The sequence below is a fragment of the Devosia sp. genome, from assembly GCF_028290645.1.
In the GTDB taxonomy this organism is placed as follows: Bacteria; Pseudomonadota; Alphaproteobacteria; order Rhizobiales; family Devosiaceae; genus Devosia_A.
Genome location: NZ_JAQGJL010000003.1, coordinates 1 through 10,626, shown reverse-complemented (window position 1 = coordinate 10,626; position 10,626 = coordinate 1). Strand labels below are relative to the sequence as shown.

General features: G+C 65.8%; 12 protein-coding genes. 8 read left to right on the top strand and 4 right to left on the bottom strand.

The annotated features are described in order from the left end of the window. Positions 1-15: 15 nt before the first annotated feature. Positions 16-1,614 carry an NAD-glutamate dehydrogenase domain-containing protein gene (locus tag JWQ89_RS00135; protein WP_299637350.1) on the bottom strand — a complete coding sequence of 533 codons (1,599 nt, stop codon included), beginning with the start codon at positions 1,612-1,614 and terminating at the stop codon, positions 16-18. A 149-nt stretch (positions 1,615-1,763) separates the two neighbouring features. Between JWQ89_RS00135 and JWQ89_RS00130 the strand changes: the two genes are divergently transcribed. The 3 genes from JWQ89_RS00130 to JWQ89_RS00120 all read left to right on the top strand — a co-directional run bounded on the left by JWQ89_RS00130 (position 1,764) and on the right by JWQ89_RS00120 (position 5,127). Beyond that, a complete protein-coding gene (locus JWQ89_RS00130) occupies positions 1,764-3,122 on the top strand; it encodes an oligosaccharide flippase family protein (RefSeq protein ID WP_299637349.1) in 1,359 nt (452 codons plus the stop codon). Positions 3,123-3,212: 90 nt separating this feature from the next. Beyond that, a complete protein-coding gene (gene leuC / locus JWQ89_RS00125; RefSeq protein WP_299637348.1) occupies positions 3,213-4,616 on the top strand; it encodes a 3-isopropylmalate dehydratase large subunit in 1,404 nt (467 codons plus the stop codon). Between the two features lie 88 nt (positions 4,617-4,704). Next, complete coding sequence (locus tag JWQ89_RS00120; protein WP_299637347.1) at positions 4,705-5,127, top strand: metallopeptidase family protein; 423 nt, start codon at positions 4,705-4,707, stop codon at positions 5,125-5,127. A 32-nt stretch (positions 5,128-5,159) separates the two neighbouring features. Here the strand turns inward: JWQ89_RS00120 and JWQ89_RS00115 are convergent, their stop codons facing one another. The 3 genes from JWQ89_RS00115 to deoD all read right to left on the bottom strand — a co-directional run bounded on the left by JWQ89_RS00115 (position 5,160) and on the right by deoD (position 6,909). Further along, positions 5,160-5,474 carry a hypothetical protein gene (locus tag JWQ89_RS00115; RefSeq protein WP_299637345.1) on the bottom strand — a complete coding sequence of 105 codons (315 nt, stop codon included), beginning with the start codon at positions 5,472-5,474 and terminating at the stop codon, positions 5,160-5,162. 279 nt (positions 5,475-5,753) lie between these two features. Further along, positions 5,754-6,041 carry a hypothetical protein gene (locus tag JWQ89_RS00110; RefSeq protein ID WP_299637344.1) on the bottom strand — a complete coding sequence of 96 codons (288 nt, stop codon included), beginning with the start codon at positions 6,039-6,041 and terminating at the stop codon, positions 5,754-5,756. A gap of 154 nt (positions 6,042-6,195) precedes the next feature. Next, complete coding sequence (gene deoD / locus JWQ89_RS00105; RefSeq protein WP_299637343.1) at positions 6,196-6,909, bottom strand: purine-nucleoside phosphorylase; 714 nt, start codon at positions 6,907-6,909, stop codon at positions 6,196-6,198. A gap of 103 nt (positions 6,910-7,012) precedes the next feature. Here deoD and argC point away from each other — a divergent pair, with 103 nt between their 5' ends. The 5 genes from argC to leuB all read left to right on the top strand — a co-directional run. Continuing rightward, positions 7,013-7,963, top strand: a complete 951-nt coding sequence (gene argC, locus JWQ89_RS00100; RefSeq protein ID WP_299637341.1) for an N-acetyl-gamma-glutamyl-phosphate reductase — start codon at positions 7,013-7,015, stop codon at positions 7,961-7,963. A 204-nt stretch (positions 7,964-8,167) separates the two neighbouring features. After that, positions 8,168-8,773: a 3-isopropylmalate dehydratase small subunit gene (gene leuD, locus JWQ89_RS00095; RefSeq protein WP_299637338.1), complete on the top strand. Its 606-nt coding sequence runs from the start codon at positions 8,168-8,170 to the stop codon at positions 8,771-8,773. Positions 8,774-8,787: 14 nt separating this feature from the next. After that, a complete protein-coding gene (locus JWQ89_RS00090) occupies positions 8,788-9,177 on the top strand; it encodes a RidA family protein (protein ID WP_299637336.1) in 390 nt (129 codons plus the stop codon). Positions 9,178-9,188: 11 nt separating this feature from the next. Next, a complete protein-coding gene (locus JWQ89_RS00085) occupies positions 9,189-9,620 on the top strand; it encodes a GNAT family N-acetyltransferase (RefSeq protein ID WP_299637335.1) in 432 nt (143 codons plus the stop codon). A gap of 16 nt (positions 9,621-9,636) precedes the next feature. After that, positions 9,637-10,626, top strand: a 990-nt coding sequence (gene leuB / locus JWQ89_RS00080) for a 3-isopropylmalate dehydrogenase (protein WP_299637351.1), incomplete at its 3' end; no start/stop codon positions are given.

The window sequence follows — 10,626 nt, the reverse complement described above, 5'->3', positions numbered from 1 at the left end:
CGCCTTCCCCCCGGCCTACGAGGCGCGCCACGGCGTCGCGGCCGCCCTCGAGGACATCGCGATCATCAGGCCGCTGCCCGATGCGGGCGCGATCGCGCTCAAGCTGGCGCTGTCCGGGGAGGGCGCGACCGCCTCGGGGTCGGGCGCCGCGAACAGCAGCCGATCGGTGAAGGTGCGGGTCAGCTCCCCGATCGCCAGCTCCAGCTCGGCCCGCGCCGGCCGGGGCGTATCGCCCCCCGAGCGTCCGATGATGAAGTGGATGCGCACCAGCTCGCCTTCCGGAAAGCTCGGATAATAGGCGGAGACGTGCCCGTCATAGGCCTCGGCGAGATAGGCGCCGAGGCGCACCCGCACCGCCGAATCGTAGCGGTCGCGCGGCACGTAGACGAGGATCGAGACGAAATTGTCGAACCGGTCGATGCGCGACAGCACCCGCACCCGCGGCCGGTCGACGAGGCTCGCGATGGTCGTCGCGAATTCGAACAACTGCTCTTCGGAAATCTGGAACAGCTCGTCGCGCGGGAACGTGTCGAGCGCGTTCATCAGCGCCTTGCCGGCGTGGCTCTGCGGCGCGTGCCCCGCCTGCTTCAGCACCTCGGAGATTTTCTTCCTGATCAGCGGCACATCGGTATTGGGCGCCGCCAGCGACATCGAGGTGAAGAGTCCGAGAATCCTCAGCTCGCCCGAGATGTTGCCGTCCTTGCCGTAGAGCTTCACCCCCACGTAATCCATGTAGGACCGCCGGTGCACCCGCGAGCGGATATTGGCCTTGGTCACCATGATCGGGGCGGGTTCAGCGAGGAACGCGAAATGCTGTTCCGTCATCTCGACATAGTTGGGGCCCGAGCGCAGGAACACCACGCTGGGGTCCTCGAGAATGCCCAGTTCGCTGTCATGCACCGGCACCAGCTTCGCCGCCGGCCCCTCGCCCTCGAGCCTGTATTCGCGCATCCCGAGGAAGGTGAAATTGTGCTCGGCCAGCCAGCCGAGGAAATGCATCGCCTCGGCCACCTGCGCCGGCGGTGCCTTGGGCGCATGCGCATGCCACTCCGACATCACCCGCTTGACCCTTGCCAGCATCGGCCGCCAGCCGGCGACGGCCCGGCCGACATCGGTCAGCGTATCGTCGATCTCGCCCTTCATCGCCTCGCGCTGGACGATATCGGCGAGGGGATCGATCTCGATATGGAGAAAGCTCTCGAGCCGGCTGCCCGGCAACGGGGCGTCGAGCACCCGGTACGTCGCCGGGTCGAACTTGAGGATCGGGTGCGCGATGAACCGGATCACCCCGCCGCGCGCCCGGATCGCCGCGAGCACGCTGTCGACGATGAACGGCATGTCGGCCGAGAATACCTCGACGATCTCGGCCTCGCCCAGCCGTTCCGGCGGCACCACATAGACATTGTGGTTCGCCAGCTCGCGCTTCCCGAGCCGGCCGTAGGACTTGCGGAACCGCGCCTCCAGTTCCTCCGCCGAATACATGGCGAGGTCCTCGGGGTCGGTGGCCTCGGCCACCGCCTTGAGGAACCGCGCAAAGCTCGGTTCCGTCGACTGATACCCCTGCGCCCGGGCAATCAGCGCCGCGCGCGTATCGAAAACCGGCGCTTCATTCATCGCCAAACTCCCCCGGCCTTCCGGCGCGACTGCAAGTCTGCGTCCGGCATCACCGGTTGTCGAGTGTGAACGACATGGGGGGCGGACGGTAAGACGTTGTGAGCATCCCCCTGCCATAGTCGGACCAGATCCACTTCGACGGCCTCACTATGTCTATCGCCTCCCCCGACCTTCGCGCGCTGCTGCGCACCGGCCTCAGCCGCTCGCTGGTCTCGCTGCTGATCAAGGTGGCGACCGCCGGCCTGACCTATTTGATGTATGTCGTCCTCTCCCGCACCATGGGCGGCACCGAGTACGGCTATTTCGCCTTCGGCCTCAGCCTCGCAACCGTGCTCGCCATCGGCGCCTCGGTGGGCCAGCAGACGGCGATCCTGCGCTACTGGCCCGAGGAGGAGGTCGCCGGCCGCCATGACAAGGCACTCGAAGCGCTGCGTTCGGGCGGCGCGCTCACCCTCCTTGCCGGCATCGCGCTCTCGGCTGTCACCCTCACCGGCGCTGCGGTCATGGACGCGATCCTCCACCTCCCCAGCTGGCACCTCTATGCCGCCGCGGCGCTGATCCTCCCCATGGCCTTTGCCGAATACTGGTCCTCGGCGCTCCGCGCCCAGGGCTCGGTGTGGACCGCGCTGACGCCGCGCGACATCCTGTGGCGGGTACTTACCCCGCTCGCCGTCGTCGCGCTGTTCGCCCTCGGCGCCCCACTCAGCGGCTGGCAGGCGCTGCTGCTCACCGCGCTGCTCCTCGCCCTCGCGCTCGCCCTGCAATACGGGCTTGCCCGTCTCCGCCGCTACGAGATCGCCCCCGGCTTCGGCGCGCTGCGGCCCTACTGGCGCGAGAATGGCACGGCGAGCCGCTGGTTCCTGTTCGGCACGGTGATCGACGCCGCCGCGCTCAACATGGACACCATCTTCATCGGCCTCCTCGTCACCGCCGAGGCGGCCGGCATCTATTTCAACGCCTTCCGCACCGCAGGCCTCCTCACCCTGTTCATGTTCGCCATCACCCTCGTCGTCGCCCCGATGGTCGCCCGCCACTACCATGCCGGGGAGATGAAGCAGGCGCAGGCGATCACCGCGCTCTGCGCCTGGGCCGGTTTCCTGTTCTCCCTCGTGGTGTTCGTCGGCTACCTGGTCTTCGGCGACGCGCTGCTGGCGCTGTTCGGCGCGCATTCGGCGGAAGGCTACTGGGTGCTGATCCTCTTGAGCGTCGGGCTGCTCTTCGACGCTGCCACCGGGCCCTCGCGCATCGTCATGATGATGACCGGCCACGAGCGGGCCTATGTGCGGATCTGGGGCAGCATCATGCTGATTGGCCTCGTCGTCGAGCTGGCGGTGATCCCGGCCTTCGGCCTCCTCGGCGCCGCCGCAGTCAACGCGCTGTCCCGCGGCGTCGCGCAATTCGCCATCGCGTTCTGGAGCCACCGCAATATCGGCATCGACACCACGCTATGGGGCGCCTTCCGGGTTCGCGGCCTTGCCGATGCGCCCCGGCGCATGGTCCCCTTGTAGCCGGCACACCTTCGGCCAACTTGACCTAAGAGGCGAGCGGGGCTTAGAACCCCCCGGTACTCCTAACCCCCGAGTGGAACCTCCAGCAAAATGGCCGGCAGAACCCTGTACGATAAGATCTGGGACGATCACCTTGTTTCGAACAACGAGGACGGGACCAGCCTTATCTACATCGATCGCCACCTGGTCCACGAGGTGACGAGCCCGCAGGCCTTCGAGGGCCTCCGCCTCGCCGGCCGCAGGGTCCGCCATCCCGAACGGACACTGGCCGTGGTGGACCACAATGTGCCGACCACCGACCGCAGCCTCCCCAATCCGGATCCGGAGAGCGTAACGCAGATCGCGGCGCTGGCCGAGAACACCCGCGATTTCGGCATCGAGTACTATGACGCCTTCGATCGGCGGCAGGGCATCGTCCACATCGTCGGGCCGGAACAGGGCTTTACGCTGCCCGGCATGACCATCGTCTGCGGCGACAGCCACACCTCGACGCATGGCGCGTTCGGCGCGCTGGCCCACGGCATCGGCACCTCGGAAGTCGAGCACGTGCTCGCCACCCAGACGCTGATCCAGCAGAAGGCCAAGAACATGCTGGTCCGCGTCGACGGCCAGCTGCCGCCCGGCGTCACCGCCAAGGACATCATCCTTGCCATCATCGGCGAGATCGGCACCGCCGGCGGCACCGGCCACGTCATCGAGTTCGCCGGCGAAGCCATCCGCGCGCTGTCGATGGAAGGCCGCATGACCATCTGCAACATGACCATCGAGGGCGGCGCCCGCGCCGGGCTGATCGCCCCCGACGAGACGACGTTCGCCTACGTGCAGGATCGCCCGCGCGCCCCCAAGGGCGAGGCCTTCGACATGGCGGTCGAGTACTGGAAGACGCTCCACTCCGACGCCGACGCGCACTACGACAAGGTGGTGATCCTCGACGCCGCAAAACTCCCGCCGATCGTCTCCTGGGGCTCGAGCCCCGAGGACGTCATCTCGGTCACCGGCGTCGTACCCAACCCCGACGACATCCAGGACGCCAACAAGCGGGCGTCGAAGTGGCGGGCGCTCGAGTACATGGGCCTGAAGCCCGGCACCAAGATCACCGACATCTCGGTGGAGCGCGTCTTCCTCGGCTCATGCACCAATGGCCGCATCGAGGATTTGCGCGCTGCCGCCAAGGTGGTGGCCGGCAAGAAGGTCGCGGCCGGCGTCAACGCCATGGTCGTGCCGGGCTCCGGCCTCGTCAAGGAACAGGCGGAAGCCGAGGGCCTCGACCTGGTGTTCAAGGAAGCCGGCTTCGAGTGGCGCGAGCCGGGCTGCTCGATGTGCCTTGCGATGAACGCCGACAAGCTCAAGCCGCAGGAGCGGTGCGCCTCGACCTCGAACCGCAATTTCGAGGGCCGCCAGGGCTTCAAGGGCCGCACGCACCTCGTCTCGCCGGCCATGGCTGCGGCCGCCGCGATCAGCGGGCATTTCGTCGATATCCGCGAGTGGAACTGAAGGCCGTGAATGGTGAATTGGCAATGGTGAATGGCGTCGGCCAGCGCCTCTGCGCCATTCACCATTCACCATTCACAATTCACCGCTCATGAACCCCTGGACCGACCGCACCGCGCCATCCCTCGACGATTTCGAGCAGATGGCAGCGGCGGCCTTTGCAGCGCTGCCGGCCGAGTTCAAGGCATTGGCGGGGGAGGTTCCGTGCGTCGTTGCGGAGTTTCCCGACGACGACACCATCAAGGAAATGGAGCTCGAGTCCGAGTTCGATATCCTCGGCCTGTTCCGCGGCGTCGGCCTGCCGCAGGGCGGCGCCGCGGGCTATACCGGGCAACTGCCCAACCAGATCTGGCTCTATCGCCGCCCCATCCTCGATTACTGGTCGGAAAGCGAGGACGGCGAGACCCTCGGCGCCATCATCACCCACGTCCTCGTTCACGAGATCGGCCACCATTTGGGGTTCTCGGATGAGGACATGGAGGCGATAGAAGCGGCGGCGGACAAGGACGGCTGAAGGCCCCCTGTTGCCTCGATGCCCATGGCTGATCAGTCCCGCTGGTTCCCATCCCGCGGCACGAATTCGTAGTAGTCGTCCAGCACCCCGGGGCGCTCGTCCTCGACCAGGAGCCCGAATTTCTGCCCGTCGAAGTGCTCGAACCACTCGCTCCAGTCGACCAGGTCCAGGCCGCCCGGCCGGTCGGTATACTGGTTCTCGCCGGCATTCAGCGCCTGCTGGTCGAACAGTATCCTCAGCACCGGCGGACCGCCGATCCCGGTCGAGCGATCCTCGATCGCCGGGTTGCCCGAGCGGGCGACAGCCCATTGGCGGATTTCGTCGTGCTTGGTGAGGACCTGCGTCATGTTCATCGCCTTTCTGGTCTTCTTCGTCTGGCAGCTTACCCGGAAACTGGCCTTACCTTAAGTGGGCGGAGCCGCTCGCGGTTCCAACCCCGCTCGCAGGTTGTATGTCGTTGAATTGTCAGGAGGGTTCGGGGCGCGCGCGTGACGGCACAAAGAATCGTTTGCTGCCTGCGCTGGGTCCGACTAGCTATTTGTATCGAGCCGGGAAGCGTCCGCCCCAATCGCCCGGTGAACTTCGATCCCCGGGGCGTTGCACCACGGGGCTCCGGTTCCGCAGCGCTAATTCATCCCTCGCCGCTCGACGAACTCGAATGCCGCCTTGTCGCTGACGCGCAGCGCCAGGTTCTGCCGGTCGAGTTCTGCCAGCCAAGCCGTCCACGAGCAGGGGCTCATACCGTCGTCCTGGCTGGGGGTCTCGGTCGGGGCCTCTTTTCTAGCAAAATTCAGCGCCAGCCGGGCGCGAATCCGGCCTGTCGGATCGGGCACGCGCCGGATGGCCGGCTGGCCCATCCGGGCCTTTACCCAGTTCTGGATGTCGCGATGTTCGATGAGCGTATGGGTATCCAATCTGGCCTCCCCTCAGATGCCTTTTCAGTAACCTTGTGCAACGAGCATTCTGCGGATCGGTTCCCGCGTTGAAGCAATTTCACAGCCATTGTGGCACGCCTGTGGGCATCACGGATAGTTTTGTGAACAACGTGATTCGCCGATCGAAGCACGCTCAAGCCCCGACCGCTGTATCGAGCGCCAGCGTGATCATCTCCTTGAGCGAGGACTGCCGGTCCTCGGCGCTGAGTTCGGCATGGGTGATGAGGCAATCGGTCATCGTGCAGATGGCCAGCGCCTGCCGCTCGAACCGCGCTGCCAGCGTATAGAGCGCCGCCGCCTCCATCTCGACCCCGAGGATGCCGTGCGCCGGCAGCCTGCCATAGCCCGCAAGGCCCGGCTCGATGTGATAGAAGATGTCGGACGAGAGCATGTTGCCCACGTGGTAGCGCATCCCCGCCGCTTCCGCCCGCTCGACGCTCGAGCGCAGCAGCGAAAAATCGGCGATGGGGGCGAAATTGAACGGCGTGAATGCGTCGCGGACGATCGCGGAATCCGTCGTCGCCCCCTGCGCGATGATCAGGTCGCGCACCTTCACCTTGGCGTTGAGCCCGCCGCAGGTGCCCACCCGGATCAGCTTCTGCACGCCATAGACGTTGATCAGCTCGTGTACATAGATCGAAAGCGACGGCTGCCCCATGCCGCTCGCCTGCACCGAGACGGGCTTGCCCTTCCAGGTCCCAGTATAGCCGAGGCAGTTGCGCACCGAGTTGACCAGCCTCGCGTCCGCGAAGAAATTCTCGGCGATCCATTTGGCGCGCAGCGGGTCGCCGGGCAGCAACACGGCTTCGGCATAGTCGCCGGGCTTGGCATGGTTGTGCGGGGTCATTTCGGCCTCTCGTAGGTAAGAATTGGCGCCACCAAAGCCTTTGCACGGGACGGAGGCAACCCCTATATGTCGCGCGCATTACCCCCTTGGATGGGAGCCTCACATGGTCGCGAAAATCTTCATCGACGGCGAAGCCGGTACCACGGGTCTGCAGATCCGCGAGCGCCTCGCCGGTCGCCGCGACCTCGAGGTGATCTCCATCGCGCAGGACAAGCGCAAGGACCTCGATGAGCGGAAGCGCCTCCTCAACCTCGCCGATGTCGCCATTCTCTGCCTGCCCGACGATGCGGCCAGGGAAAGCGTCTCGCTGATCGAGAACGACACCACCAGGGTGATCGACGCCTCGACGGCGCATCGGATCGCCGAGGGGTGGACCTATGGCTTTGCCGAAATGGACCGGGCCCAGTCCGCCGCCATCGCCAATTCCAGACGCGTCGCCAACCCCGGCTGCTGGCCGCAGGGCCCCATCGCGACGCTTAGGCCGCTGATCGAGGCGGGGCTCGCTCCTGCCGATTTCCCGGTGACGGTCAGCGGCATCTCCGGCTATTCCGGCGGCGGCCGCGCCATGATCGAGGACTATGAGCAGGAAGGCGAGATCGCCAACGAGTTCATGCTCTACGGCCTCACCTTCAAGCACAAGCACCTGCCCGAGCTGCAGGCCTATGCGAAGCTGGCGCACACGCCGCTCTTCACCCCGGCGGTCGGCAATTTCCGTCAGGGCATGGTGACCGCCGTGCCGCTGCAGCTCTGGACGCTGCCCAAAGTCCCCACGGGCGCCGAACTCCACGCCGCCATCGCTGACCATTTCGCCGCGATCCCGCAGAGCTTCGTCGACGTCGCCCCACTCGCCGAGCTCGAGCGGAGCCCCGAGCTCAACCCCGAGCTCTACAACGACACCAACCGCATGCGCCTCCACGTCTTCGCCAACGACCAGAAGGCCCAGGCCGTGCTCGTCGCAGTCTACGACAATCTCGGCAAGGGTGCCTCGGGAGCGGCGGTGCAGAACCTCAACCTGATGCTTGGCGTGGCCGCGGATACGAGCCTCGCCGCGTAGGTTAACAAACCTCCACTGTTCGAGCGTGGGCCACCCCCACCCTTTGTGCTTGCGCCTCGCTCCCCCTTGTGGGGAGGACTGAGGGTGGGGATTGCCCACGCTTCGATGCCATTGCCCGTCCGCTTGAGGCGTCCACCCTACGTCCGACTTGATTCCCGCCCCCCATTGCGCCATTACAGCCACCGACCGAAAGGGGCATTTGCCATGGACAAGTTCACGACCCTCACTGGTGTCGCCGCGCCGTTGCCGATCATCAACATCGACACGGACATGATCATTCCCAAGCAGTACCTCAAGACCATCAAGCGCACCGGTCTCGGCTCGGCCCTGTTCTCCGAGATGCGCTACAACGACGATGGCACCGAGAACGAGGCGTTCGTGCTCAACAAGCCCGCCTACCGGCAGGCGAAGATCATCGTCGCCGGCGACAATTTTGGCTGCGGTTCGTCGCGCGAGCATGCCCCCTGGGCGCTGCTCGATTTCGGCGTCCGCTGCGTCATCTCGACCAGCTTCGCCGACATCTTCTACAACAACTGCTTCAAGAACGGCATCCTGCCCATCGTTGTCACCCCCGAGCAGCTGGCGCTGCTGATGGACGATGCCGAGCGCGGCTCGAACGCCACCATCTCCATCGACCTCGAAGCCCAGACCATCAAGGGGCCGGATGGCGGCACGCTGCATTTCGATATCGATCCGTCGCGCAAGCAAACCCTGCTCGAAGGCCTCGACGACATCGCCGCGACGCTGAAATCCGATCCGGCGATTTCCACCTTCGAGGCAAAGATGGGCCAGAGCCGGCCCTGGCTCTGAGCCGGGGCCCCGCCATGGTGCTCCACATCTCGTCGGGCTCGCCGTTCGAACAGAAGATCGGCTACTCGCGCGCCGTCGTCGATGGCAGCATGGTCTATGTCTCGGGCACCACCGGCTATGACTACAAGACCATGGTGATGCCCGATGACGCGGCGCAGCAGGCGCGCAACGCCTTCTCGACCATCACCCATGCCCTCGAGGAGGCCGGCGGCTCGATCAAGGACGTGGTCCGCGTCCGCTACTACATCACCGACATGGCCTACTACGACCCGCTGGTCGACGTCGCCGGCAAGATCTTCGGCGACATCCGGCCCGCCGCCACCATGCTGGTCTGCGGCCTCACCCGGCCCGAAATGAAGGTCGAGATCGAAGTCACCGCCCGCCTCGGCGCGCACGGAAGCTGAGCGGAGCCGCCGTGGAGACCGTCTTCAAGCTCGACCCCGCGCCCACCGAGATCGATCGTGTGGTCCACCCGCTGGTGGCCCATAACAGTGCCCTGGTCGGCAGGACCCAGTTCCAGCCTTTTCTCATTTCCCTGCCCGACCCGACGACCGGTGAGAGCGCCGGGGACCTCGCCGGCTATGTCGACTATGACTGGCTGATCATCCAGTTCGTCTTCATTCCGGAGCACCTCCGGCGCCGGGGCCACGGCCGCGCACTGATGCAGCGGGCCGAGGCGTTCGCCCGCGAGCGCGGACTCATCGGCATCTGGCTCGACACCTTCAGCTTCCAGACCCCCGCCTTCTACGAGGCGCTGGGCTATGCCGTGTTCGGCACCATCGAAGACCATCCCCGCGGCTCCCGCCGCCATTTCATGCAGAAGCGCCTCGATGGCGCCACGTCCTAACCCCCCACGAGACCCCATCATGGCCCAGAAGCTCTTCCTCCTCCCCGGCGACGGGATCGGCACCGAGATCATGAAGGAGGTCGAGAAGGTGATCGCCTGGCTGAACAGCCAGGGCGAGACGGACTTCACCTTCGACAGTGGCCTCGTGGGCGGCTGCGCCTATGACAAGCATGGCGAGGCCATCTCCGAGGAGGACATGCAGAAGGCGCTGGCGGCCGATGCGGTGATCTTCGGCGCGGTGGGCGGTCCCAAGTGGGACAAGGTGCCCTATGAGCAGCGCCCGGAAGCGGGCCTGCTCCGCCTCCGCAAGGATCTGCAGCTCTTCGCCAACCTCCGCCCCGCCATCTGCTACCCGGCGCTCGCCGATGCCTCCTCGCTGAAGCGCGAGCTGGTCGAGGGCCTCAACATCCTGATCGTCCGCGAGCTCACCGGAGGCGTCTATTTCGGCGAGCCCAAGACCATCACCGATCTCGGCAACGGCCAGAAGCGCGGCGTCGATACCCAGGTCTACGAGACCTACGAGATCGACCGCATCGCCCGCGTCGCCTTCGACCTTGCCCGCACGCGCGGCAAGAAGCTCCATTCCGCCGACAAGAAGAACGTCATGAAGTCCGGTGTGCTCTGGGACGAAGTGGTGCGTACCGTCGCCAAGGACTATGCCGACGTCGCCTTCAACCACATCCTCGCCGACAATTGCGCCATGCAGCTGGTGCGCAATCCTAAGCAATTCGACGTCATCGTCACCGATAACCTCTTCGGCGATATCCTGTCCGACGTCGCGGCCATGCTCACCGGCTCGCTCGGCATGCTGCCCTCCGCCGCTCTCGGCGCGCCCGATCCGGTCACCGGCAAGCGCAAGGCCATGTATGAGCCCGTCCACGGCTCGGCCCCCGATATCGCCGGCAAGGGCATCGCCAACCCCATCGCCGCGAGTTGGTCGGCCGCGCTGATGCTCGATCATCTTGGTCTGCTGGAGGAATCGGCGCGGATCATGACCGCGATCGAA